The organism is Methylocaldum gracile (assembly GCF_053646815.1).
Genome location: NZ_CM132196.1, coordinates 2,006,687 through 2,033,173, shown reverse-complemented (window position 1 = coordinate 2,033,173; position 26,487 = coordinate 2,006,687). Strand labels below are relative to the sequence as shown.

The window sequence follows — 26,487 nt, the reverse complement described above, 5'->3', positions numbered from 1 at the left end:
GACGCACCGCTTCGTCGGCAACGGATTGCCGACCTACAACTGCCCGACGCACCGCCTCTTTGTCGGCAAGGGATTTGCCGACCTACCACAGCTTGTTTCAGCCTCACGCCCCAGAACGTTTCGGCAGTGTCCGGCGCCGTTATCCTTATAGGACGGAAGACACAATGAACGCGCTACTAAAATTGGTCGAGCACGGCCAAAGCTATTGGATCGACAATCTCACGCGGCGCATGATCACCAGCGGCGAACTCGAATGCCGCGTCCGCCGCGAAGGCCTGCGCGGAGTGACTTCCAATCCGCAGACCTTCCAGAAAGCCATCGCCGGAACCAAGGATTACGATGAGCAAATCGAAAGCCTCACCTGCGGCGGCCGTCCATGCCCCGACGTGCGCGAGATCTACGAAGCGCTGGTGACCACCGACATTCGAAACGCCTGCGACATCCTGCGTCCCGTTTACGACGAAACCTCCGGACTGGACGGCTACGTCAGCCTCGAAGTGTCTCCGCACATCGCCCATTACCCCGAGGCCTCGATCGAACAGGCGCGGCATTTGTCCCGCATCGTCGATCGGCCCAATCTGTTCATCAAGATTCCGGGCACCCTCGCCGGCCTGCCCGCAATCGAGCAGCTTCTGTTCGAGGGCATCAACGTCAACATCACCCTCCTCTTTTCCGTCGAGCGTTACCAAGCCGTCGCCGAGGCCTATCTCCGAGCGCTCGAACGGAGGACCGAGGCCGGTCTCCCGCTGGAAAACATCGCCTCCGTGGCCAGCTTTTTTCTGAGCCGGATCGATGTATTAGCGGATCAGCTCCTGAGTCAGCGAATCTCCCCGGAGATTGCCCGCGACCTCGAGCCGGACCCGAAAACGCTGCTGGGAAAGACGGCGATCGCCAACGCCAAGCTGGCTTACCGTAGCTTCAAGCGAATCATCGCGAGCGATCGATGGAAAGCTCTGGAAAACAAGGGCGCGCGCATGCAGCGCATGCTATGGGCCAGCACCAGCACGAAAAATCCGGACTACTCGGATGTCATGTACGTGGAACCGCTGATCGGGCCCCACACGGTCAACACCATGCCGGAAACGACCATCGACGCGTTCGCCGATCACGGCACGGTGCGCGACACGATCGAGGAAGACTCGGACGAGGCGCGAGGAGTGATGAAGGGGCTTTCGAAGCTCGGAATCGATTTCGGCCTGGTTACCGCCCAGCTCGAAAACGAGGGCGTACAGAAATTCATCGAACCGTACGACGCCCTGATGAACAGCCTGGCGGACAAGTGCCAGAAATACTCGAATCGCCGCGGCATCGCCCTCCTGCAGAAAATGGCGCGCCAACTCCGCCGCGACGTCGTCATGATGACGACCGAAGCGGGATCGGGCCATCCGACCTCGAGCCTGTCCTGCGCCGATATCGTCGCCGCCCTCTTCTTTCACGAAATGCGCTGGGACCCGAGCGACCCGAGCGCCCGCAACGTGGACTCCTTCATCTTATCCAAGGGCCATGCGGCCCCGATCTTATGGGCCGCGCTCCACGAGTCCGGCGCGAGTCACGAGGACTTGGGTTCGCTGCGCAAAATCGACAGCACCTTCGAGGGCCATCCGACGCCGACCAATCCCTGGGTCAAAGTGGCGACCGGCTCGCTGGGTCAGGGGCTGGCCGCCGCCAACGGGATCGCGCTGGCCAACCGCCTGGACGGCATCGCCAGCCGGGTCTTCTGCCTCGTGGGGGACGGCGAGTGCTCCGAGGGCTCGGTGTGGGAAGCGGCGCAGTTCGCGTCTCTCAACAAGCTGTCGGGGCTGGTCGCGATCGTCGACGTCAACGGCCTGGGCCAGACCGGACCCACGCCTTACGGCCACCGCACAGAGGTATTCGCACGCCGCTTTCAGTCCTTCGGATGGTCGACCATCGAAATCGACGGGCATGACATGGAAGCCATTCTCGACGCCTTGTATCGGGCCCGAAAAGGCGGCCCGACGGCGATCATCGCCCGAACTGAAAAAGGCCACGGCGTTCCCTTTCTGGAAGGCGCTCACGGCTGGCATGGCAAGGCCCTGAGCCGGGAGGAGATGGACAGGGCGCTCAAGGAACTGGGCGATACGGGCGTGCACATGACGGTGGAATCGCGGCGGGTCGGCCAGATCCGGCGCTCCGACCCCGAACCGGCGCCGCCCCTCGAGATCGGCTACCAGCCGGGCGAAAAAGTCGCCACGCGCAAGGGATTCGGGAATGCGCTCAAGAAGCTCGGGGGACTCATGCCGGAAATCGTGGTGCTCGACGGCGACGTGAGCAACTCGACGTACACCGAATTTTTCGCCCGAAGCTATCCGAAACGCTTCTTCCAAAGCTATATCGCCGAGCAGAACCTGGTCGGAACCGCGCTCGGCCTGGCCGTTTCCGGCAAGATTCCGGTCGCCGCCAGCTTCGCCTGTTTTCTCTCGCGTGCTTACGACTTCATCCGCATGGCGGGCCACAGCCGTCCGCCGCATCTCGTGTTCTGCGGCAGCCATGCCGGCGTGTCCATAGGCGAGGACGGCCCTTCGCAGATGGGGCTGGAGGATCTGGCCATGTTCCGCGCCCTGGCCGGCAGCACCGTGCTGTACCCGTGCGACGCCGTCAGCGCCGAACGCCTGACCGAACTGGCGGTGAAGACGCCGGGCATCGTCTATCTCCGCACCACGCGCCCTTCAACCCCGGTCATCTATTCCGAAGATGAAGATTTTCCGATCGGCGGCAGCAAGGCCCTGCGCTCCGGCGGGGACGACCGATTCACGGTCGTCGCGGCCGGCATCACCGTGCACGAGGCGCTCGCAGCCCATGACAGCCTGAAGCAGCGAGGAATATCGGTGCGCGTCATCGATGCCTATTCGGTCAAGCCGCTGGACGTGGCGACCCTGGAGCAGGCGGCGCGGGAAACACAAGGCGTCGTGGTGGTCGAGGACCACTGGCGCGACGGGGGACTCGGCGATGCGGTCGCGGCGGCCTTGAATTCCACGGTACCCGTACATCGTCTCGCCGTAAGCAAAGAGCCCCGATCGGGAACGATGGAAGAACTGCTGGATCGGCACGGCATCTCCCGGCGAGCGATCGAAGAAAAGATTTTGGAGTTTGAATAGGTTAACGAACCGAGCCCCGCCCGTTTCGACGGCTTACCGAAACCGGATTTCGTGGGGCGGGTTAGGCGCACTCCAACACAAGCTAGCTATCGATCACTACGCTTTGCGCGCGCCGTTACCCGCCACGCCGTCCTTCGGCGGGTTACGGTGCGCGCATGACTCGTGTGGTTACGCGCCGAAGGTATGGTGCGCACCTAACCCGCCCTACCATGGGCTGTGTCGGGAAAGGATTCCCGACCTACTTGGCGGCACCGATGCGTAGGTCGGCAATCCCTTGCCGACGCATCCTCCGCACCCAACCGGAAAATGCTCTAAAACTCCAACCGCACGCCGGCATTGACGGAATGGCGTGTTTCGAAGCGGTTGTCGACCAGGGTCTCGTACTGGACGAATGCCGATCCGCCGTGTGGGAGCACCGCCGAAACGGAGGTTCTGAGATTGACATAGTCCCGGTCCGGACTGTCGGTGCTCACGGTGAATCGATGCCCGCCGGCGTCGTCGGCGAAACGGGCGCCGATCAGACGGCTGTCTTTCGCGAATTCGTGCTCCCATTCCACACCGAGCTGCGATACGAACACACCGACGGCCGTGCCGGCGGTATAAGACACGATTCCGCCCAAGGCCGTGGTTACCGAATCCACCGTCTGCGCGTCGATCGCCAGATTGAGCGGGTCCGCGCCCCGCTCCGTATAGCCGTCGATGGTGGTCCGTCCGTATTCCGTGCGCCCGCGCAAACCCAGTGTCCACGCGCCAAGAGGAAAATCGTAGCCGCTGTTGACGCTGTAGCGCTGCTGCCAGCCTTCCGTGTCGCTCTTGGCGGTCATTCGCACCGGCCCGAACGCGTCGATATAGGCGATGTTCCGGGTCGAACTGTACTGGTTGTAGGTACCGTTGGCCACCAGGTCCAGATACCAGCGGTCGGTGAGCTGATAGCTGCCGAACAGGGAAAACGTCGTGCCGTCGATTTCGAGATCGCCTCCGTTTCGGACGGTATTCGATTCGGTATAGCCGTAACCCGCGGACACGCCCATCAGGAACTGCCGGGTGAACCAATAATCGACGCCCGCCGTGAAGCCGTAAACCTTGGAATTGAATCCCCGCTGCAAGCGCGTGGTGTTTCGGTCCCCCGACTCGAACTGGCCGTTCACGAAGACGCCCAGCCTGCTGAATCCGCTGTCCTCGTCTCCGCTGGCTCCGCCGGAGCTGCCGAACGGAAGCATAGCTGCCAGCAGGTTGCCCGGCAGCGTCTGCCCGTCGAGATTCAGGGTCAATCCGTTCACGCTGAAACCCGAACTTCCGGCTCTCAGTTCCACCAGCCGCTGGTTGACGTTGCCGACCTGAATCTGCGAGATCCGCCCGCCGCCGAGGGCCTGCGCGGCGGTTTCTTCCGGACTGATGCTGCTGAGGGCTTCCGCCACCCGTTCCAGCCCGCCGGGTCGATTCAGCAATTCGGTGAGCCCTCGAATGCGCTCCTGCAAGGCTTCGGAGGCGCTGTTGGTGCTGACGATGGTCTGAAGCGTACCGGCCAAGGATTCCTGCTGCACCAGGTCCCCGGCCGTGTTCAGAGTGGCCCCGACCACCACGGTCACCGTGCCGGTACTCTCGCCGATCGAGTTGGCGACGGTGTAAGTGAAGCGGTCCTCCCCCACGAAATCCGCTCTCGGCGTATATACGACCTGGGTGGTTCCGCTCACCGTCGCGGTGCCGTTGGCCGGCTGGGACACCGAGGTCACGACGATCTGATCGGGATTGCTGTCCACTACCGTGACGGTTACCGGCTGCCCGGTCGTGGTGCTGGTTTTGTGACTGGCGGCGGTCGGCAGGCGTGGATTGACCGTGATGCTCACGGTTGCATTGGCGCTTCCGGCCGGGTTGGTGACGGTATAGACGAACGAATCCATACCCACGTATCCCGCGTCGGGGGTATAGATCACCGACGAGCCACTCGGAACAGCGGTGCCGTGGGCCGGCGCCGAAACGCCGGCGAGCTGGAGCTGTGCTCCGCCGTCGTTGTTCAGCACCCCGATCGCCGTCGCCTGGTCGCGCGGGATGGCGACGCTATCGTCGGTTGCCGTCGGCGGCACGTTGGTATTAATCGTCAAGCTTGTCGAAAAGGAAGGGAACTGATTGTCAAATGTTCTTCCCGATGCAACCACCGTATTGCCGTAGAGGACCGACATCCCGCTGAACTCCTGGCCGTTCATGTCGATCTGGAGCGGTGTGGCATAGGGCAATACGAGCTGCTGAGCAAAGCTGCCCCGGATCTGCGGACTGCAGCAAATGCCCCCCAGATCTCCGTAGGTTTGCTCGAAAAGAATCGAGTTGGCGCTTAAATCGGTGATCCGGATGTGACCGAAAGAGGCGGGATCCATGGTCCCCTCGGCCACGTAAACCTCGGCAAGCTGTCCTTCCGATTCGAAAGAAATGCCCCGCAATTGCAGGGAATAGAAGTTAGTCGCGATCTGATCGGCGAAAGGAACGAAGTCGGCATAAGCCGCCGTTTGGCCCAACGCAAGCCATAGCGCGGCTGCGATACCGCAAAAGCGGCAAACGCCGGGCGTTCCGCGAAGGAAGTTCGACATCAGCCCGGCGGCTACAGATTCATATCGGTTTCGGCCGACTTATACGCGACGAAAAACCTAATCTTCCTCGTCCATCAAGTCGAATACCATCTGAACCGACTTTCCCGTTTTCGTGTTCGTGGCCTTGAACGTGGCGACCTCGTTCTCTATTCCGACACACTCGATTTCGACGGGCGGATCGTCGTAATCGCTCTCGGGTATGTCCAGCCGATCCATGAGGTCTTGGTTTTCTTCCGCCGTTAATTCCATGTTGCCGTATGAATCGATGCGCATAGATCTGTAGCCAAAACGATTGAAGTGAATAGGGTCTTTCCGATAATTCCCGGCGGACCGATCCCCGGATGTTGAAGGTGTCAGGTCGATCCCGCGGATGCGCCGAGTATGTCGATGACGATCTTGCCCCGTGTATGTCCCGATTGGCTCCGACGATGCGCAAGATCCAACTGGGACAGCGGGAACACACTGTCGATGACGGAACGCAACTGCCCCTGTTCCGCCAGTGTGCTCAAGAACGCCAAATCTTCCCCGTTAGACTTGAGCATGACGGTCTTGATCCTCTTCTTCGAAAAAAGCCGGAACAACACTGAGCGAACCATCAGACCGATCGCGGGCAGAGTGGATACATAGATGCCGTCCGGTTTCAGTAAACCCTGATAACGCCCGAAAGGCTCCGAAACCACGGTATCGAAAATCAGATCGAAAGAGGCCAAGGGACCGAACTCGGTCGTCTGAGTATAGTCGATGATCTCGTCCGCCCCGAACTCACGTACCCAGGGCGCGTTGGCGCCGCTGCATACCGCGGAAACATCCGCTCCGAGCGCCTTGGCGATCTGTACGGCGTAATGCCCGACACCGCCGGAAGCGCCAACGATCAACACCCTGCCGCCCTCCTTCAGGCGGCCGAGATCGCGCAGAGCCTGGAGAGCGGTCAGTCCGGCCAAGGGCAAGGCCGCGGCTTCATGGTCGTTCATCGTCTTCGGCGCCAAGGCTGCCAAGCGTTCATCCACCGCGGCGAACTCGGCTGCCGTTCCGAAACCCCGTGAGCGCAAACACGCCATCACCCGGTCGCCGGGCCGAAAACGCGTGACCTTCGCGCCGATCTCCACGACTTCGCCGGCGAGGTCCATGCCGGGTATGGACGGAAACCGGACCGGAACGATAAAGCGTAAACTGCCGTTATGCAGCTTCCAGTCGATCGGATTGACGGAACTCGCGGCCACTTTGACGAGCAGTTGGTCGGACGACGGTTTCGGCGCGGGCACTTCGGCCGGATGAATTTTCGACGGATCGCCGTAGCCCGTGTATTGCATGGCTTTCATGGACATCTCCTTTGTTCGATGAGTGAATGCGAAAAACGATTTTATTCAAGATGGAGCGTCAAAATGGTTGAAACCGCGATTTCATGACTGACTTTACGGGAGATCCATTGTGACGACACGACACCTGCAAATCGATGCGGACACGTTCGAAGCGGCCAAGGCCCATATTCAGCAGCAATTCGACACGCTTTCGTGGTGGCCGACGGAAGGACCGGATCAGGCCAAACAGGAGTACAAGATCATGAGCTCCAACCCGGCGCAATTGGCGTACTGGTGCGAGAAATGGCTGAACGGCGGGCAATGGCGGCACTTGGAAAACGATGTGCGACAACGGCTTCGGCGCGGTTAGAGTGTTGTAGGTCGGGAATCCCTTCCCGACGTTAACAACTTGCTAAGCGGGTTTGTCGGCAAGGGATTGCCGACCTACTATTAATCGCGCTACTTGAGCGTGGCGGCACTATAAACGCGCGGCGATAGTTTGTAGGTCGGGAATCCTTTCCCGACACAACGGTCGAGAAAGCGGCTACCATTTCCCGATCCACATCGCTAAACCCTGGTGAAAAACGCTCTAAAGCCTGTCTTGAGCGATGTCGAAAGGCTCGCTCCCACAAACGCTCACATCACTTGGATGTGGCGGCACTATAAATGGGCGGCAATAGCCGACAAAATCCGATTTGCGTCGCCGTAATCCACGGGCATTTCCGAGTATCCTTCGTCATGAGACAGGAGCAAGGTCGGAAAACTGCGGACCCCGAGCTCTCGCGTCCAGCGGATTTCTTCGAGCAATTCCACGTGTGTGTCGGGATGCCGGAGATCCGCCGCGAAGCGGCCTCTGTCCAAACCGATCTCTTCCGCCAGCTCGATCAAAGTCGAGTCGTTCGACGGATTTCGCGCTTGCAGGTAATAGGCCTGTTGAATCGCGAAGATCATGGCGTCCTCGAAGCCGGCGCCCTGCCGGCGCGCGGCGATCACGGCGCGGCAGGCCGGGTAGGTGGAACGCCTTGGAACGCATTTCGTCCAGAAATCGAAATTGAACCGGGTGCCCGGCACCGAACGTTCTATCGTTCGCCAAATGTCCTGAATGTTTTCGCGCATCTCGGCCGGCATGGGCACCGCGCTGTCCGGCGCCAGACCGCCCAGAAACTGTTCGATCTCCACGGCATCCGGCAACCGGGTCCGTACACTCTGCCATACAGGTCGAAACGCCCAGCACCAGCTGCACATAGGATCGTGAAAATAGAGCAGCGCCGGACCGGCGGCTTTAGGTCGATTGTGTAACACTGCCTTTCACCGGATGAACTCACCGGCTAATCCGTGCCCGCATTCTGCTTCAAAAAGTCCGCCCATTGTCTTGAAGACATCGAATTCAGATAAGCTTTTGCCATTTCCGGAGTGAGCAATTCGATCAGAACGCGGTTCTCCACCCACAATTCGACGACATCGAAAAGCCCCCCTCTGTTGCACGTCACGGCGCGCCAGCTCTCGCGGGCGGCGATGCTCTTGATCTGTTGTTCGGTGAGATCGACCGAGACGGCGGCGTGGGTGGCGGTGAACGGCGAGGATGCCTCGTTATTCATTGAGCTTACCTCTTCGTGCTCCAGGCCGGGCTTGAGCTCCGTGCCGAGCGGATAAACCTCGATCGCCGTACGGTGCGGATCATCGGTCAGTGCAATGTAGCTGCCGGAGAATACGGGAAATGGAAATGACCGTCCCCCCAGCAACTCCGCAAGAACCGCCGCTGCGTGCTCGGGGTGCCTGGCGGCGATAGAAATATGGTGAATCATTGGTACGTATCCGTGAGAATGAGAGTCTTTGCCGGGAACGGCTGCCGCCCCGTAGCTGCCCACACGGACTCATAACGGCCTGCCGTGAAATCGTCGGCGTAACCCGAAACGAGCAGCGTGTTCCCGGTACGCCAGCCTACCGAAAATCGCCCAAGATCGGCAACCATGAAAATCGTACTGGTTCTTATTTTTCTCGCTTTATCGGCCTGCGGATGGCTGCCCAAAAAGCAGGCGCACGACGCTGAAATCAGCCCTCGCTTAAGCACCGGCATCGAACTTCCGCCCACAAAAGACCGAATTCTCGCGCTAGCCATCAGCGAATGGTTCTACTTCGGTCGGCAATCGGTCATTTACGACGGCGACAAGGAAAGCATCCCGCTGGTCGGGTTCTGGGAGGACGAATCCCCCTACGCTCAACGAATCAACCAGTATTGGCGAGCGGTCGGCATGCCGGAACGTACCGGCCGAAATTGCGAACAACCGTGGTCGGCGGCTTTCGTCAGCTGGGTCATGGCCACTGCGGGCGTTCCGAAAGAGCGGTTTCCGCCTTCGGAAGCCCACTGGATGTACCTTTCACGGATTATTCGCAACGCCGAGTCGCCGAACGCCGTTTTCGTGCCCAGACGCATACACGACTACGCGCCGCGTCCCGGCGATCTGATCTGCGCAAGCCGCGGGTCCTCGATCACTCCTCCGTTCGTACAATCCCCTTTCCTCGAAACCATAGAGCACACCAAACTCCACTGCGACATCGTCGTCGAAAAACACGGTCGGACCCTGGAAGCCATCGGCGGAAACGTCAGAAACTCCGTTTCCAAGAACATTTTGAAACTCGACAAGAAAGGCCATCTGCAACCGATCGCTCGAAGACCCTGGTTTGTGGTGATCGAAAATCGCTTGTAAATGACGGATAACGCAGATGTTCCTTTCTTTACATGCGGATCGGTACGGTGCGCATCCCGGCGCGTCCGACGGCGCTTCCAGGTTGATAAGAACGGCAAAAACGGTCGGTTGTGCTAGGGTTATTCATCCGTAACTCAGTCAACGCTCCTGCCTTATCGTTCAAGTATCTCCGCCTCATGAGTCAAGACGTCCCTCAGGTCGAAAAACGCGCTCGTTTTACTTCCGGCTCAACTTGCACGGAGATTCCGACTACGGAACACACGGGGATAAATGAGCGCTACCTTTGGCGGGCATTCTTTAATGTTCTTGAATTCATACCCCTTCGCGCCGGACGCATAGCTCTTAACGCGCTATGCCGAATGGATTGTTTCCATACGGCAGAATAATGAAGTACTCGATTCTGCCCTACTCGGGCCGGATTAGATTTCAGGAATGACGCAAAGAAAAACGTTGGATATTGGTGAATTTTGGATTCGATTTTATTTTTGAGGTCGACTTTTAGTTGGGCCTGTCAAGGAAAGTGACCATGACTACTTTGTTTTCATCCTGGTCACTGTTTTCCGCATTCTTGCTTGCGAGCGTTGTGCTCGCAGTTACGCCAGGCCCGGGCGTGTTCTACATCGTTACTCGGAGCCTCGTCCAAGGCCGCCGTTCGGGGCTGGTTTCAGTCGCTGCTGTCGCTTTTGGTAACCTTGGCAATGTATTTGCTGCATCTGTCGGTCTTGCAGCTTTGTTTGCTGTTTCCTCAGCCGCCTTCACAGTCGTCAAGTACGCAGGGGCCTTCTACCTTGTTTATCTTGGTGTGCAAATGTTGCGTGAGTCACAAGCCGAGGTTTCAACCTCCGTGCCTCAGGCAGCACCAGTTGGCCACATCTTCCGCGATGGCTTCGTTGTAGCGCTGTTTAACCCAAAGACCACGGTTTTCTTCGCTGCGTTCCTGCCCCAGTTCTTGAGCCCGGAGGCATCGCCGATGTTTCAAACTATGGCGCTCGGTTCGATCTTCGTTGCAATTGCCGCAGTCACGGACAGCACCTATGCCTTAGCGGCCGGTGCAGTCGCACCCGCATTGACGCGCGCTCGTGGCGCCCGTCGTATCGGTTGTTGGCTTGGGGGTGGGGCGTTTATTGGCCTCGGCGTTTTCACCGCGCTGGCGGGGTCTCGCAGTGCCAAATAGGCCCAACACGGCGTTCGAGAGGGACGCGCCAAACGCGGCGCGCCACTCAACTTTACGTTATGTGTAAGCAGCAATGAGCGACGAGCAGGAATACACACGATTTGCGATAGCTTTGGGTATGGCTTCCTTTCAGGCTCAATCACTTGAGCATTCGCTAGTCTCGTTATTTGCTGCTACATCAGCGTTGGAACCGGAAGCAGTACGCAAGTTGATGGATACACGATACAACCAAACCCTTGGTAAGTTGGTACGCGATGCCGCCAAAGATCTTCAACTTTCAACAGAGCTCACAATGGAACTCGAAGATGCACTACAAAAGAGAAACTGGGTAACACACCATTTCTTTCGTGAATATGGAGCTGTCGCCCTTAGTTCCTCGCTCCTTCACGAAGCAACACAACGTTTGGAAGCAATTTGGCCAATGTTTGAAAAGACCGCCAACAATGTCCACCAGCTAGTCATAGACCAACAAGTTAGGTCTGGCAGATCAACGGAGCAGATTCAAGCTGGTATTGAGCGTGCATTAAAGATGTATCTCAGTGAAAAGGGGCACACATAACATGGCGCTCAACCGGAGCGCGGTTATAGTGCGGTTCTGTTTTTTCAGCTAACCGTGCCGCGCCCGGTTAGCTCTACGTTAGGCATTACTCGTTCCGTCAAGAAATTATATGTAAGAGGCAATAATGAACAGAAAAGCAAAATGTTCGTGTGGGAAAGTACAAATAGAGCTTGCAGGTGACCCAAAGATGGTGATTACGTGCAGTTGTTTAAACTGTCAAAAACGAACGGGCTCGGTATTTGGAGTTGGGGCGTACTTTGGTAACGACCAAATAGTATCAAAACAAGGCGATCCTAAGTTGTTCGTTGATACGAGCGATGACGGGAGAAAACTCTACCGTTCGTTTTGCCCTAATTGCGGTTCTACCGTTCATTGGGAAGCTGAGTTCATGCCAAACGCAGTTGGTGTGGCTGTTGGGTGTTTTGAAGATCCGAAGTTCCCAGAGCCAGTTGCGGCAGCATGGAATAGATCGAAACATGATTGGGTTAATTTTCCTGAAAGCTGGCCAAAATCAGATACACAGGAATTTAAGAAAAATGCCTAACAATAGCGGTCAAGCGGACCCACTTCCGCGGAGTACATTTTGTGCTCTGAATAGCACAAAATGTACTCCGCTCCAGCGATCCGCTTACCGCTGGCGTTAGGCAGCCAATTCAATTAGGGGGGCTAGCGAGAGGCTGAACATGATCTTTGCCGAGCTAAGATATCCTGATCGCTATGAAGACTTTCACGATGAGCTGCTTGCGTTTGTCCGCACGAGGTTCGCTGACATTGAGTCAGGCCTCCAAGGAGATTCTTGGATATGGATCACGGACGGAGGTGAGAAGGTCGCGTTGGATACGTTTTCGTCCATGAAACATCAGGTAAAGTCGCCTAAGCCCGGCCCGCATGTCAAAAAAGTCATCGACGCCTTAAAAGAAAAATACGAAATTACGATATACGGCGCGCCGGAGTTGGAAGCGCATGAAGATGATTAGCCGCTTGGCTGCCAGTTTGAATGGCAAAATGCCTAACACCCGCATTGAGCTCGCGTAGGGCGGAATAGGGTACTCCCGTATTCCGCCGGATGGATTTGGCCGCCACGCGGCGCAATACGCGGGTACGCTATTGCGCCCTACCGCGCTTTTGGCCCTTGATTGGTCATCCCGGTTTGGGTCGCCAGCGGCCGCGACAGATGCCAGCCCATAGGGTGCGGTGACGACAGGAACCGCACCAATCGCGAACGATGCCTGTCCTGAGCGTAGTCGAAGGGCGGTTCGTTCCTCACCGCATCCTACGGTTCTACAACAAATCGACGGTGCCCCTGGTTTTCGATCGTCGAAAAAATCGCTTGTAAAGGCCGGATGCAGGATTTTTCCGGCCAGGGGTGTAATCTAAGCGGGCGCCATCCGGAATCGGATAACGCGGATTTTTGGAGCGGCGCCGTCTGTCAAAGCCATGGGGGCAGGCGGCGGCACACCTGTAGTCAGAATCAGGGTCGAACCGGGACCCGTTTCAATTCAACCGACGAGGGAATGCAGATGAGTGCGGAACCAAAACAGATCAACCCGTCCCAGATCAAGATCTCTCAAACGAAAATGCTGATCGCCGGCAAGTGGGTCGATTCGGCCAGCGGCAAGACCTTCGAAACGCTCAACCCCGCGACCGGCGAGGTCATAGCCCGCGTCGCGGAAGGCGACCGCGAGGACGTGGACAAGGCCGTTCGCGCCGCCCGCAAGGCGTTCGAGGAAGGCCCCTGGCGGAAGATGAACGCGCGCGAACGGGGACGTTGCCTGTACCGCCTGGCGGACCTGATCGAGAAGCACTTCGACGAACTGGCGGCGCTGGAAACGCTCAACAACGGCAAACCGATCACCGAAAGCAAATCGGCCGACCTGCCGCTGACCATCGATTGTTACCGCTACTACGCGGGCTGGGCGGACAAGATCGAGGGCAAGACCATTCCGATCAACGGCCCGTTCTTCACCTACACCCGTCACGAACCGGTCGGCGTGGTGGGGCAAATCATTCCGTGGAATTTTCCGCTGCTGATGCAGGCCTGGAAGTTGGGCCCGGCTCTCGCGGCCGGCTGCACCATCGTGCTCAAGCCCGCCGAGCAGACGCCGCTGACCGCGCTCAGGGTGGGCGAACTGGCTCTCGAAGCCGGCATTCCGGAAGGCGTCATCAATATCGTGCCGGGATTCGGCGAAACCGCCGGAGCCGCGGTCGCCGAGCACATGGACATCGATAAGGTGGCTTTCACCGGCTCGACCGAAGTGGGCAAGCTCATCATGCAGGCCGCCGGCCGTTCCAATCTGAAGCGCGTCACGCTGGAACTCGGCGGGAAAAGCCCGAACATCGTCTTCGCCGATTCCGATCTGGACGCGGCGCTCGAGGGCGCATTCCAGGGACTCTTCTTCAATCAGGGCCAGTGCTGCTGTGCCGGCTCTCGCCTTTTCGTGGAAAAGAACATTTACGACGATTTCGCCCAAAAGCTGGTCGAACGGACCCGCAGGCAGGTCGTGGGCGACCCGTTCGATCCGAAAACTACCCAGGGACCGCAGGTCAGCCAGGATCAGTTCGATCAGGTCATGGGCTATATCCGCTCCGGCAAGGAGCAAGGCGCCAAGCTTCTGACCGGCGGCAATCGCGTCGGCAGCCGGGGCTTTTTCATAGAGCCCACGATTTTCGCCGATGTCGGCGAGGACATGAAAATCGCGCGCGAGGAAATCTTCGGGCCGGTGCTGTCGATGATTCCGTTCAAGGACGTGGACGAGGTCATCGGACACGGCAACCGCACCATGTATGGACTGGCGGCGGCGGTGTGGACCAAGGACATCAGCAAGGCGCATCGCCTGGCGGCCGAACTGAAGGCGGGAACGGTATGGATCAATTGCTACGATATCTTCGACACGGCCGCTCCTTTCGGCGGGTTCAAGATGTCCGGCATCGGGCGCGAACTCGGCAGCTATGCCCTGGAGAACTATACCGAGGTCAAGACCGTTACCGTGGCGCTGTAGAGGCAACGCCCAGCAAATTCCGGTGGGCACGGCCTATCGGCCTTTGCCCACCCTACGACATTATCGCGGCTGTAGGGTGGGTTAGGCGCGCATCGCACCGAGTCTGGAAAGTTCCCAAGATGTTTCCGCGCGCCGTAACCCACCAGGCAAGGCAGCGGAACTATCGAAAGCCAGTTGAAGGTCGGCAATCCTGTGCCGACGAAATCGTCTGCCACGTGAGGCGGCAGAAGGCGTCGGGAAGGGATTCCCGACCTACTCCGGCGTGGTGCGTGCAAGCTTGGTAGGTCGGCAATCCCTTGCCGACAAAGGTGTCTTAACAGCATTAAGGATTAGGATGGAAACGAGAAGGAAATTGGAACCGCCATGAAATACACCGCAAGCATCCAAGGACGCGGCTATGCCTTCGCCGATCTGAAGACTTTGCTGGCGAAGGCGTCGCCCCTACGCTCGGCGGACGAACTGGCCGGAATTGCGGCCGAGTCGGAGGAGGAGCGTGCCGTCGCGCAACGGGTATTGGCCGAGGTTCCCATGTGCCGCTTCCTCGAAGAACCGCTGATTCCGCCTGAAGAGGACGAGGTCAGCCGGTTGATCTTCGAGACGCACGATAATGCCGCGTTCGCGCCCATCTCGGCGCTGACGGTCGGCGAGTTTCGAGAATGGCTTCTTTCCGACACCACCGCCGACGAAGCCATCGCGAGGATTCGCACGGGCCTGATGCCGGAAATGGCCGCCGCGGTATCTAAGATCATGCGCAACCAGGATTTGATCGCCGTCGCCAAGCGCTGCACGGTCACCACGCGGTTCCGGAACACCATCGGCCTCTCGGGACGGCTTTCCACGCGATTGCAGCCGAACCATCCGACCGACGACCCGCGCGGCATCGCAGCCAGCATTTTGGATGGGCTGCTCTACGGCAACGGAGATGCCGTTATCGGCATCAATCCCGCGACAGATAGTCCGAAGAACGTCGACACCCTGCTCCGCCTGCTGGACGAGATCATCGTCGAGCACGACATCCCCACCCAGTCCTGCGTGCTCGCCCATGTCACGACGACCATGGACTTGATGCGGCGCGGTTCGCCGGTGGACCTGGTGTTCCAGTCCATCGCCGGGACCGAAGCCGCGAACCGGAGCTTCGGCATCGATCTTTCCCTCCTGCGCGAGGCGCGCGAAATGGCGCTGTCGCTGAAACGCGGCACGCTGGGCGACAATCTGATGTATTTCGAGACGGGCCAAGGCAGCGCCCTGTCTGCGGACGCTCACCACGGCATCGATGCGCAGACCTGCGAGGCGCGGGCCTATGCAGTCGCCCGCGCGTTTTCGCCGCTGTTGATAAACACCGTGGTGGGCTTCATCGGGCCGGAATATCTGTACGATGGGAAACAGATCATCCGCGCGGGTCTCGAGGATCATTTCTGCGGAAAACTGCTGGGCCTGCCCATGGGCTGCGACGTGTGTTACACCAACCATGCCGAAGCCGACCAAAACGACATGGACAATCTGATCACGCTGCTGGCGGTGGCCGGCTGTACCTATATCATGGGCGTGCCCGGCGCCGACGACGTCATGCTGGCCTATCAGAGCACCTCGTTTCACGACGCCCTTTACCTTCGCAAGGTTTTGGGGCTCCGGCCCGCCCCGGAATTCGAGGAATGGCTCGACCGCATGGGCATTTTCGACGGCCGCAATGCGCTGAGCCTCGGTCCCATGCCCCCTCGCCTGCTCAATGCGATGGACGCACTGACGGAGGACAGCCCATGACCGATCCCTGGTTCGCCCTCAGGCGTTTCACCCAGGCCCGCATAGGCTTGGGACGCGCGGGCCATGCCGTTCCGACCGAAGCCCTGCTCGACTTTCAGCGCGCCCACGCTCAAGCACGGGATGCCGTGCACTTCCCTTGGGACATCGAGGGGTTCGCCGAAAGCTTGCGCGAAATGGGCGAAGATTGTCTGATTTTGCGAACGCCGATCCGAAGTCGCGCCGAATACCTCCGTCGCCCCGATCGGGGTCGCGTTCTCGACTCCGATTCCCGCACGCGGCTGGATGACATGGACGGCGGCGGTATGGATGTGGCATTGATCGTCACCAACGGGCTGTCCTCCACCGCCGTCGAACGGCACGGTCTGCCCCTGCTGGAGGCGGTGATCGGTCGATATCGGTCACGGCGCATCCAGGTCGGGCCTATCAGTCTGGTCGAGAACGGCCGGGTGGCCCTGTCGGATGAAATCGGCTTCGCCCTCGGCGCGCGCGTGGCCGTCATTGTGGTCGGCGAACGGCCGGGGCTCAGCGCCGCCGACAGTCTAGGCATCTATTTCGCCTATGCACCGCGGCCCGGCAACAGCGATGCGCAGCGCAACTGCATCTCCAATATCCGACCGCCCGAAGGATTGAGCTACGAAGCCGCCGCCGCGAAACTGCTCTACCTGACCGAGGAAGCCATGCGCCGCCGGCTTTCCGGGGTCGCTCTCAAGGACGAACTGGATACGGTTTTACCGCCGTCTCCCGAGCCGCTGGGCCTAAAAAAATGACGGCGACAGCCTAATTCCATTCGGCATTCGAGTGAGCATTAATGGGTGGGTTAGCCCCTCGGCTCCGCTCGGGGCAGGCCCTTCGACAAGCCTGTCCTGAGCATCGTCGAAGGGCTCAGGACAGGCTCCGCATAACCCACCGACCCTTCGACTGGGCTCAGGACAGGTCCGAGGCCGCTCGGTGGGTTACGGCCGCGCGGCCTAACCCGCCATCGATGGGTTTCGCTTCGCTCTACCCATCTACAAAATGAATGCCTGATTGAAAGCGATTTGGAGTAAATCGGATCAGGCCAGCATGTTCTTGATCGTCCGCTCGTATTCCGGGAAATAATGGCCGATCACCGGCAGGTCGAAGCGACGCAGGATGCTGGTATTGGGCTCCCGCTCCAGCAAGAAATCGAACGAACGGCTCACCAGTCGCTCGACCGGCGCTCTTCCGTCCGTCAACCTGGCGGCATATCCCGGATCCACGGTAACCGTGTGCGTCGTCGTGGCCTGCGCCTCCACTGTCACCTCGAAAGTGGATTCGGTAAGCTTCTTTACCGTAATCTTCGCCATATGACCCTCCTGTCCGAGTCTCGATAGTTGTCTATGTTTCCGGAAATTCGACCGAAACCATGCTACCGGCAATGTACCGGCGATGTCGACCGAAAGGCTAGAGCGTTTTTCATCCCGGTGTACGGCTTCGTGTCGGGCAGGAAGAACGTAGGTCGGCAATCCCTTGCCGTCTTATCGGCTCGGCAAGGGATCTTGCCGGAAGGGGCGTCCTGGCGCTCCCAGGACGGCCGTTTGCGATTGGAAGGGTCATTCGGGCGCTCCCCGGATGACCGTTTGCGATTGGAAGGGTCGCGACTAAAGCGACCGTTTGCGATTGGAAGGGGCCGATTAAAGGCCCGTTTGCGATTGGGAAGGGATTGCCGACCTACTATCGGGCCCTCTGACACCGAATCGGAAAATGCTCTAGCCGGATTCCGGCAAGCAGCGGATTGCGCAAGCCGTAAGGTATCCGTAGGATGAAAGGGACGCGCCAAAACGATCGAGACCTGAGAGAAACCGCCATGGAACTGGTCGAATTGTATGGACACTACTGTAAGTATGCAAAGCGAAAGGTTTTCATCAGGCTGTGAAACATCCCTGCGGTGGCCGTCGTTCCGATCGCTGCTCGGGTTTGCGGTCTGCTTTTTCGGTCTGGCTCTGCTCAGCCACTGGATCTCCCCGAAGCCTTACCACTTTGTCGCGTTTTGGCTGCCTAGCGGGTTTTACCTATCTACGCTCGCTACCCGTCCTCGGACCCTTTGGCCGGCGTTCGTTATGACGGCGCTCGCAGTCAATTTCGGCGTCAACCTATGGGTATTCGACCAGCCTTATGCAATTGCCGCCGCTTTTTCTCTCGGCAACACCATGGAAGCGTTGACGGGCGCATGGCTATTGGGACGCACGGTCGGCATGCCATTACGCCTGGAAACGGTACAGGATGTGGTGGCGCTGACCATACTGGGAGCCTTGCTGAGTGCGACCATAGCCGCCACGGCGGGGACTGCGCCGATCGCTTTGGTCGACCGCGAACCGTTCGCTGCGGCCTGGCTCACATGGTGGACCGGCGACATCGCCGGGATCATGGTGACGGCTCCTCTTTGCCTCGCACTGCCGGCTACCCGCTCGTATTGGCGCAAGCTGTCGCCCGCTAGGCGGATCGAAGCGCTAGCCGCCCTGGCGTCGGTCGCGGGACTGACCTTCGCTGTTTTCACCGACCGCATTCCGTTCACCTACGTCATCATGCCACCCCTGCTTTGGATAGGCGTGCGTTTCGGCATTCCCGGCGTTTCGTTCGCGATTCTCGTCCTGGGAATCATCGCCGCGCGATACACGGCACTGGGGCAAGGCGCTTTCGCGGGAGCGCAGTTCGAGATTTCCGTCCAGGCTCTCCTGGTACAGTCCCTGGTCGTGCTGTTCTCGATATCGGTACTTGTGCTGGGTGCCCTGGCGAACCAGTGGCGGCAAGCGCTGGCGGCGTTGCAGGATGCCCGCAATCATCTCGAGAAGGAAGTCGACGAACGCACGGCAACCTTGCGCGACACGCTCCGATTGCAGCAGGCGATTCTGGACGGGGCCAATTACTGCATCGTCTCGGTCAATAGGCAAGGCATCATCCAGACCATCAACAAAGCCGCGGCGAAAGCGCTCGGCTATTCCGCCGAAGAACTCGTCGGCAAGGAGACGCCGGCGATCTTTCATGATCCCGCCGAGCTCGAGGCCCATGCGAAAGCGCTCGCCGATACGCTAGGCCGTCCCGCTACATCGTCCATCAAATTCTTGCCGACGCTGATCGAAGCCTGCGGATCGACCGAAACGGAGTGGAGTCTGATCCGCAAGGACGGCAGCCGGTTTCCGGCCCAAGTCTCGATTTCGGTCATGCGCGACGAAAAGGGGGCGATCACCGGCTATCTCGGCATCGCCAACGACATCACGGTGCGCAAGGAGGCCGAAAAGGCGCTGCAGCGGAGCCAACACGATTTGAACCGCGCCCAGGCGGTCGGCAAGATCGGGAGCTGGCGGCTCAATGTTCAGCGCAACGAATTGCTCTGGTCGGCCGAAAACCATCGGATTTTCGGCATACCCGAGGGTACGCCACTGACTTATCAGACGTTCCTCCGCTGCGTCCATCCGGACGATCGGAAATATGTCGACCGGCAATGGAAGGCGGCACTCCGTGGCACGCCTTACGACATCGAACACCGCATCGTGGTCGGCAAGGACATCCGCTGGGTCCACGAAAAAGCCGAGCTGGAATTCCACCGGGGTGAGGTGCTGAGCGCATTCGGAACCACTCAAGACATCACCGAGCTCAAAAGGGCCGAATTGGCTTTGCGCCGCCATAACGAACGGCAGGCGGAGCTGCTGGCCATCAGCCGTGCGGCGCTGGACAGCCAAACCACCGACGTCGAACTAAGCCGGATGGTCTTCGAGAAAGTACACGCCCTGCTCGATGCCGACGTAGGTTTCAACTACCGGGTTGACGAGAACGGCCGAAGCCTTCGCCTGATCGCTGCGTACGGTATTTCCGAGGCGCTGCTTCCCGCCATGGAGAGGCTAGATCTCGGCGACACCATGTGCGGCACGGTCGCCGCTACGGGCACTCCCCTGATCGCCGATACCGCTCGCATCGAAAACGACCCCAAGAGCATCCTTCTTCGCAACATGGGCTTGCGCGCCTATGCCTGCCACCCGCTCATGGCGGGCGATGGCCGTACGCTCGGGACGCTTTCCTTCGCGAGTACGCGGCGCGAGCATTTCGATCCGGAGGAAATCGAATTCCTGCGGACGCTTTGCCTATTTACCGCCATGGCTTGGGAGCGCGCCCGCGCCATGGCTGCGCTGCGCGATGCCGATCGACGGAAAAACGAGTTTCTCGCCATGCTGGCCCACGAGCTCCGCAATCCTCTGGCACCGATACGCAATGCCGCTCAGCTGATTCGAAAACTCGCTGCCGACGAGCCTAGGCTTCAGGGTGCGAGGGAGATCATAGACCGCCAGGTCATTCACCTCTCGCGCCTGGTCGACGACTTGCTGGACGTTTCCCGCATCACCCAGGGCAAGGTGACGCTGAGAAAGGAACCCATACCTCTCAATACCGTCGTCGAGCGAGCGATCGAGGCGACGCGGCCCTTGATCGAATCCCGGCGCCACAGGCTAACGGTCGATGTCGCACCAGCACCCCTCTTGATCGTCGGGGATGCGACCCGCCTGATCCAGGTCGTGGCCAATCTCTTGAACAACGCCGCGAAATACACCGAAGAAGGCGGCTCGATTTCGGTCCGCACCGAGGCCAAGGGAGAGCGGGCACTCATCCGTATCAGAGACACCGGCCTTGGCATCGCTCCCGAGCTATTGCCCCATGTCTTCGAGCTCTTCATCCAGGGCGAGCGCTCTCTCGACCGGAGTCAAGGGGGCCTCGGCATCGGGCTCACTTTGGTTCGGCGCCTGGTCGAACTGCATGGCGGGCGCATAGAGGCTTTCAGTGCCGGTCCAGGCAAGGGCAGCGAGTTCGTCGTCGAGCTACCGCTCGCTTTAGCGCCTGCGTCGGAACAAGCCGCAGCCGCGGCCGATTCGTCACGGCAGTAGGACTTAGCCAAGTAGGTCGGGAATCCCTTCCCGACAAACGAGTTGGCGTGCAGATCCGTCGGCAAAGGATTGCCGACCTATCGACCTGCGTCGGCGAGTAGCTCGGAAATCCCCTCCCAAATCAGGCGGGCCAAACCTGCTTCGCGTGGGCACTTTTGCCCTGCATCGCTGTCTTTGGTTTATTGACACCGGCTTCCGGCAATCAAGACCTATAAGCAGCCATGCCCTCGAACAGACAAACGGTCCGCATTGCGGCCGTCGGCGATATTCACTACACCCTGTCCTCGCAGGGAATACTTCAAACCATTTGTGCTTATGTTTCCGAGAACGCCGATATTTTGTTGCTTTGCGGCGATATCGTGGACTACGGACGGGCGGAAGAGGCTCGGCTGTTCGTCAAGGAGCTGACCGCCGGCGTAAAGATTCCCATCCTCGGCGTGCTCGGCAATCACGAGTACGAAGCAGGCCAAGTGCACGAGGTGCAGCATATTTTCTCCGATGCCGGAATCGTCCTGCTCGATGGCGACGCTCATGAAGTGCATGGCATCGGCTTCGCCGGTGTCAAAGGCTTCGCCGGCGGTTTCGGCGAGCATGCCCTGCAACCATGGGGCGAAAGCACGCTGAAGCGATTCGTGCACGAGACCGTGGAGGAATCACTGAAGCTGGAGTCGGCGCTCGCCAAATTGCGCATGCCGCATCGGATCGCCCTGCTTCACTATGCTCCGGTCAAAGCCACGGTTGTGGGCGAACCCGTCGAAATCTATCCGTTTCTGGGGTCCAGCCGACTCGAGGAACCTTTGAATCGTTACTCGGTAACCGCGGTGTTTCACGGGCACGCCCATCGCGGACACCCCACGGGAAAAACCGGCGGCAATATTCCGGTTTACAACGTCGCCCTGCCGCTTCTGCGGCGCGCCTTTCCGGATCGACCTCCGGTCCGGCTGATCGAGCTTCCGGTCGAAGCATCTGCCGAGACGGAACATCACTCGTTCAACCACAAACCATACCCCGTACAGGGCTAGCAATATTTATGGACACACCGTTTTCCGCGCCCGATACCAGCCCACCGCCGATCGACCCGACCGGGCGGTCATTCTATTGTCATGGGCTGACGCTTTTAATCGACGCCCGGGTTCCGTTTCTCGTCGGAGGAGCCTACGCACTGGAGTGCTACACCGGAATCTCGCGCCACACCAAGGATCTGGATATCTTCGTGCGGCCCGACGATCGGGATCGCATCATCGAAATTCTTGCAAGCGCGGGCTATCAAGCCGACGTCACGTATCCTCACTGGCTCGCCAAGGCGTACTACGGGGAATACTTCATCGATATCATCTTCAGTTCCGGAAACGGCATTTGCGCCGTCGACGAAGCGTGGTTCGAGCACGCCCCCCGACGGGACATACTGGGCGTGCCGGTATTGCTTTGCCCGATAGAGGAAATCATCTGGTCGAAATCCTTCGTACTGGAGCGGGAGCGTTACGACGGCGCAGACATCGCCCATATCCTCCGTGTCTGTTCCGACCGATTGAATTGGACTAGGCTGATGGACCGCTTCGGCGCCCACTGGCGGGTACTGCTCAGCCATCTCGTTCTTTTCGGCTTCATCTACCCGGCCGAAAGAAGCCGCATTCCCGATTGGGTGATGCAGCGGCTGCTGGCCCTTTTGGCCGACGAGCTTCGCAGCGCACCGCCTTCCGAGCGCCTCTGCCAGGGTACGCTGCTCTCACGGGAACAATATCTGACCGACATCATGCGCTGGGGTTACCAGGACGCCCGCCTGCAACCCAAGGGGCGAATGACCCACGAAAACATTGCCCACTGGACGGCCGCCATCGATGTCAAAGAATAAATCCGCATGATCGACCGAATACCCGGTTCATCGCGGATGTCGAATGCTGCGATCTGGCAGCGCAATCAGTCCATTCTTGCTATCTAACCATACGTGTTCCGACTTCTTCGAATCGCTCTATTGACCGCCGTGTCCGGCGCTTTGACCATGACGACCTTGACCGATTTCTGGGACGGCTATCAGTTGGCCAGCACACTCGGGCGTCCGGACGCACCGTCTTCCTGCACGGTCCCGTCGACCGACTGGGAGCATGCCGCCCCGTTTCCGCAACTGGAAACCCGTAGCGACCTCCCTGAACTCCGGGTCGTCACGTATAACCTCCATTCCGGACTCGGGCCTCGCTGGCGCGTTTTTGCCGACCGCCGGGAGGTCGAACGCAATCTCACCGGCATTGCCGACCGGATCGCGGGAGCATCACCGGAAATGCCCATAGACGTCGTCGCGCTTAACGAAGTGGACTTCGGCTCGCGCCGTAGCGGCTGGATCGATCAAGCCGCATTTCTGGCGGACGAACTCGAGCGTCGCACCGGCCATGCCTACGCGGTGGCACGCGGCGAAACCTGGCGCCGGGATACACCCGGCCTGGAGGTCCGCTTCGGCAACGCCGTACTGTTCCGGCACTCGGCGCTTGCCGTGGATGCCCGGATTCTGGAAAAGACGCAAAAGACGAGTTATGCCTCGGCTTTCCCGGTGAGCGCTCTGGACCGGATCTTGAACGAGCCGCGCGGAGCGCTTCACCTACGCATTCGGTTCTTCGGCCAGCCGGTGGACTTCCTGGTTACCCACCTCGAGGCCTTCAACCCCGCGCGCCGGGAAGCGCAGGCGGCCGATCTCCTGCAGCGGTTCGTCGAGTCCGGCCGGACTTCGATTCTCCTCGGCGACATGAACACGGTTCCGACCGCCCTGACATACCAACGTCCTCACTTCGCCGCCGACCGCACTCACGACGTGTTGACCAGCGGCGACCTCGCGGATGCGCGGGTTGTCGTCGCAGCGCGCGAGGGCGTCAACGATTTTTCGGGTTGGGCAACCTTCCCGGCCCTTGCTCCGGTATGGCCTCTGGACGGATCGTTCGCCACACCCGATCTGATACCTCAAGCCGTTCAGGTGATCGGCGCCGACGAATCCGATCACCGCGGACTGTCGGTCACCTACGGCTGGCTGACGCCCGAAGCGAAGTCCGCCTTCATCCGCTGGCACGATGCCGTGCGTCAGCACCAACTGGCACGTCTCGTCGACTGCGACGTCCCGAAGCGCATTCCGGACAAGCACCGCGTTCTCGAATGGCTGAAAACGAACACCGGGTTCGTGAGTATCCTCTCGGGCATCGGCGGAGGATCAAAGGATACTCCTCAGGACGGGGGCTAAGTTGTTGCATCGTCTGCCTTCTCCCCGGTTTGAGGATGTCGAAAAGTTCGCGATCGATGCGGCTCATGCCGGACAATCCCTGTCCGGCACCCTACGGGCGGACTTACCGTGCACCAGTTCGCCGGGAGCGAACTGGAACGTGGGAAGCACGGCCCGAAGGGCGAGTCTCATGGATGAGACGAGTAAATCGGCCTCGTCGCGTTGCGTCTTGCCCTGCCGATTTGTCCCTTCGTGCAGCGCATCCTATTAATCAGGCCCGTAAATACCCTCCTGGTATTTACGGGCCGTCGCCCAGGCCGGTACACGCCCGGCCTGGGCTCACGCGGCTTGTCGCCGCGCCGGGGCATCCCTGCCCCGGATTAACCCGGCCTATATTTATAGGCCGGGTTAATAATATGCAAAACGCCCGTTTGCCATTCGAAGTACGATGGTAGGGCGGGTTAGCATACCCGCGTAACCCGCCTTTTCGCCGTTTCATTGGAACAACGAGGTATACGCTGCAAAATGCAAGGATGACCATGAATCGATATGGACGCCGAACCCATCGATTCGGCCGCCTCGTTTTAATTGTTCTGGCCGGCGTGATAGCGATCTGGCTCGTCGGTCATCTGCTGCTCGACGTCCAATTCCCCGATCCGCTCGTTACATCGACGGATGCCGGGCGACCCGACGATGAGGATCGATCAATGCGCGAAATCTTCGAATCCTTGCCCGCCGAGGGCGCCGCCGTGTCCCAGGTGACCCTGCTGGACGATAACGTGATGGCCTGGGTCGAACGCTGGCGCCTGTTGGCTAACGCTCGAAAGCGTCTCGACATCAGCTATTTCATTCTGGAACAGGATGTCTTCGGCATCGCTTTTCTCGGCCATCTCGTCCACAAGGCCGGTCAGGGTCTGACGGTCCGGGTGCTGCTCGACGCCATAGGCACCACGATGTCGCGCGACGTCCAGGGGAACGATTACCTCGATACAGTGGTACAGACGGCCAATGTCACCGTAAAGCTGTACCGCCCGCTGCGCTATCGCTTCCAGGATGCCTTTCTCACCCTGAATCCCGCGGCAATCGTTGCCAGCGACCACGACAAGATTCTCCTGGCGGACGGCGTTCACGGCCTGATCGGAGGACGGAACATCGCGACCGAGTATTTTGCCGACCTGAACTTCGATCCCAAGGCGTTTCGCGATGCGGACGCGGTATTGACCGGACGAGAGGCCGGAGCCGTGCTCGAAGCCGTGTTCGAATCGCAATACGACGGTGGAGAGGCTCATGCTGTCACCCGCGAAACAGTGGACTTGCTCGATTCGACCAGTGACTTGCTGCTCGCCTACCAGGCTATGGATTACTGGCTGCGGGGCGAACCCATACCCGAAGCCGTGTCAGCCCGGATTCGCGATCGCCGGTTGCCCTGGATCGACGAGCTTCAGGCTCGTCCCATGCTCCACGGCGCTCTGGCCAGACCGGCCCCTGAATCGGTGCAGGCGCCCGTTCGTTTTCTCGACAGCCGCACTCGCCTGATCAGAACCGACGATCCCATTACAGTCAGCCTTGGCCGGCTGGTGCGCGGCGCCAAGAAATCGATTTTCGTCGCCAACCCGTATTTGGTGCTTTCGGAGCAAGCCGTAAGTGTATTGGAAGATGCGGCTCGGCGCGGCGTAGAAATCACGGTACTCACCAACAGCCCCGTGTCCAGCGATAATCCCCTCAGCCAGGCTTTTTTCCTCGAGCAATGGCCGAAACTCCTGGCGCGGGTTCCGACGCTGCGGCTGTTCGTCGCCGGGGACCGCCACAATCTGCACGGCAAGTTCGCCGTGATCGACGATCAGCTCGGCCTGTTGGGGACTTACAACCTCGACCCCCTCAGCATGGCCCTCAACAGCGAACTGGTTGCCGCCGTATGGTCTGCCCGGTTCGCCGAAAAACTGCTGGAAACGGGACGACAACTTATCGCCGCGGGCCCGCCGACCGCCTACGAATACCGCATCGCGCGCGACGATGAGGGCCGCCCTAGCCGCGACGAAGAAGGACGGATAATCGTCGCTTTCGGACCGAACGATCACCTTGAGCGGGACGACTGGACAGCCGTCCGGCGCTACCGGTGGCTGGTTCGCGGACTGGCGGCCGTGAGCGGACGCTCGTTCTTCTAAAGTGCTGCTCGGAACCGTATAGCCAAAGCCTCGGGGA

21 protein-coding genes are annotated in these 26,487 nt (G+C 59.7%); 15 read left to right on the top strand and 6 right to left on the bottom strand.

Annotated features, from left to right (window positions below):
* The first annotated feature begins 164 nt into the window (after positions 1-164).
* Complete coding sequence (locus ACWJJK_RS08850) at positions 165-3,116, top strand: transketolase (RefSeq protein ID WP_454128888.1); 2,952 nt, start codon at positions 165-167, stop codon at positions 3,114-3,116.
* Between the two features lie 311 nt (positions 3,117-3,427).
* Here the strand turns inward: ACWJJK_RS08850 and ACWJJK_RS08845 are convergent, their stop codons facing one another.
* The 3 genes from ACWJJK_RS08845 to ACWJJK_RS08835 all read right to left on the bottom strand — a co-directional run bounded on the left by ACWJJK_RS08845 (position 3,428) and on the right by ACWJJK_RS08835 (position 7,017).
* On the bottom strand, positions 3,428-5,698 hold the full coding sequence (locus tag ACWJJK_RS08845) for an autotransporter domain-containing protein (RefSeq protein ID WP_454128887.1): 2,271 nt from the start codon (positions 5,696-5,698) through the stop codon (positions 3,428-3,430).
* 57 nt (positions 5,699-5,755) lie between these two features.
* Positions 5,756-5,971 (bottom strand): hypothetical protein, encoded by a 216-nt coding sequence (locus ACWJJK_RS08840; protein ID WP_077731086.1) that lies wholly within the window; start codon positions 5,969-5,971, stop codon positions 5,756-5,758.
* A gap of 80 nt (positions 5,972-6,051) precedes the next feature.
* The gene (locus ACWJJK_RS08835; RefSeq protein WP_454128886.1) at positions 6,052-7,017 is read right to left on the bottom strand and encodes an NAD(P)-dependent alcohol dehydrogenase; all 966 of its coding nucleotides are present in this window, start codon (positions 7,015-7,017) and stop codon (positions 6,052-6,054) included.
* Positions 7,018-7,126: 109 nt separating this feature from the next.
* Between ACWJJK_RS08835 and ACWJJK_RS08830 the strand changes: the two genes are divergently transcribed.
* Positions 7,127-7,366 carry a hypothetical protein gene (locus ACWJJK_RS08830; protein ID WP_210024197.1) on the top strand — a complete coding sequence of 80 codons (240 nt, stop codon included), beginning with the start codon at positions 7,127-7,129 and terminating at the stop codon, positions 7,364-7,366.
* Between the two features lie 290 nt (positions 7,367-7,656).
* Here the strand turns inward: ACWJJK_RS08830 and ACWJJK_RS08825 are convergent, their stop codons facing one another.
* Positions 7,657-8,298: a DsbA family protein gene (locus tag ACWJJK_RS08825; protein WP_454128885.1), complete on the bottom strand. Its 642-nt coding sequence runs from the start codon at positions 8,296-8,298 to the stop codon at positions 7,657-7,659.
* A gap of 26 nt (positions 8,299-8,324) precedes the next feature.
* Entirely contained in the window at positions 8,325-8,801 is a 477-nt protein-coding gene (locus ACWJJK_RS08820) for a hypothetical protein (RefSeq protein ID WP_077731089.1), read from the bottom strand.
* Positions 8,802-8,966: 165 nt separating this feature from the next.
* On the opposite strand from ACWJJK_RS08820, the gene ACWJJK_RS08815 reads away from it, so the two are divergent.
* The 8 genes from ACWJJK_RS08815 (at position 8,967) to eutC (ending at position 16,964) form a co-directional block, all read left to right on the top strand.
* Complete coding sequence (locus tag ACWJJK_RS08815) at positions 8,967-9,704, top strand: DUF2272 domain-containing protein (RefSeq protein ID WP_156879976.1); 738 nt, start codon at positions 8,967-8,969, stop codon at positions 9,702-9,704.
* Positions 9,705-10,230: 526 nt separating this feature from the next.
* A complete protein-coding gene (locus tag ACWJJK_RS08810; RefSeq protein ID WP_077730030.1) occupies positions 10,231-10,878 on the top strand; it encodes a LysE family translocator in 648 nt (215 codons plus the stop codon).
* Between the two features lie 73 nt (positions 10,879-10,951).
* The gene (locus ACWJJK_RS08805) at positions 10,952-11,437 is read left to right on the top strand and encodes a hypothetical protein (protein ID WP_156879977.1); all 486 of its coding nucleotides are present in this window, start codon (positions 10,952-10,954) and stop codon (positions 11,435-11,437) included.
* Positions 11,438-11,561: 124 nt separating this feature from the next.
* Entirely contained in the window at positions 11,562-11,981 is a 420-nt protein-coding gene (locus ACWJJK_RS08800; RefSeq protein ID WP_156879978.1) for a GFA family protein, read from the top strand.
* A 139-nt stretch (positions 11,982-12,120) separates the two neighbouring features.
* A complete protein-coding gene (locus tag ACWJJK_RS08795; RefSeq protein ID WP_156879979.1) occupies positions 12,121-12,414 on the top strand; it encodes a hypothetical protein in 294 nt (97 codons plus the stop codon).
* A gap of 543 nt (positions 12,415-12,957) precedes the next feature.
* Positions 12,958-14,436: an aldehyde dehydrogenase family protein gene (locus ACWJJK_RS08790; RefSeq protein WP_454128884.1), complete on the top strand. Its 1,479-nt coding sequence runs from the start codon at positions 12,958-12,960 to the stop codon at positions 14,434-14,436.
* Between the two features lie 363 nt (positions 14,437-14,799).
* A complete protein-coding gene (locus ACWJJK_RS08785; RefSeq protein WP_156879981.1) occupies positions 14,800-16,197 on the top strand; it encodes an ethanolamine ammonia-lyase subunit EutB in 1,398 nt (465 codons plus the stop codon).
* The gene (gene eutC, locus ACWJJK_RS08780; RefSeq protein WP_156879982.1) at positions 16,194-16,964 is read left to right on the top strand and encodes an ethanolamine ammonia-lyase subunit EutC; all 771 of its coding nucleotides are present in this window, start codon (positions 16,194-16,196) and stop codon (positions 16,962-16,964) included. Before ACWJJK_RS08785 ends, eutC begins: the two co-directional genes overlap by 4 nt.
* A 285-nt stretch (positions 16,965-17,249) precedes the next feature.
* On the opposite strand, the gene ACWJJK_RS08775 is transcribed toward eutC, so the two are convergent.
* Positions 17,250-17,522, bottom strand: coding sequence for a hypothetical protein (locus ACWJJK_RS08775; protein ID WP_086133294.1), 273 nt, complete (start codon positions 17,520-17,522; stop codon positions 17,250-17,252).
* Positions 17,523-18,041: 519 nt separating this feature from the next.
* Between ACWJJK_RS08775 and ACWJJK_RS08770 the strand changes: the two genes are divergently transcribed.
* From ACWJJK_RS08770 to ACWJJK_RS08750, 5 genes are all read left to right on the top strand, one after another.
* Positions 18,042-21,086, top strand: coding sequence for an MASE1 domain-containing protein (locus tag ACWJJK_RS08770; protein WP_156879983.1), 3,045 nt, complete (start codon positions 18,042-18,044; stop codon positions 21,084-21,086).
* 221 nt (positions 21,087-21,307) lie between these two features.
* Positions 21,308-22,108 carry a metallophosphoesterase gene (locus ACWJJK_RS08765; protein WP_156879984.1) on the top strand — a complete coding sequence of 267 codons (801 nt, stop codon included), beginning with the start codon at positions 21,308-21,310 and terminating at the stop codon, positions 22,106-22,108.
* 8 nt (positions 22,109-22,116) lie between these two features.
* Entirely contained in the window at positions 22,117-22,938 is an 822-nt protein-coding gene (locus ACWJJK_RS08760) for a nucleotidyltransferase family protein (protein WP_077731099.1), read from the top strand.
* A 129-nt stretch (positions 22,939-23,067) separates the two neighbouring features.
* Positions 23,068-24,306: an endonuclease/exonuclease/phosphatase family protein gene (locus ACWJJK_RS08755; RefSeq protein ID WP_434114211.1), complete on the top strand. Its 1,239-nt coding sequence runs from the start codon at positions 23,068-23,070 to the stop codon at positions 24,304-24,306.
* A gap of 686 nt (positions 24,307-24,992) precedes the next feature.
* Complete coding sequence (locus ACWJJK_RS08750) at positions 24,993-26,450, top strand: phospholipase D-like domain-containing protein (RefSeq protein WP_454128883.1); 1,458 nt, start codon at positions 24,993-24,995, stop codon at positions 26,448-26,450.
* Positions 26,451-26,487 lie beyond the last annotated feature (37 nt).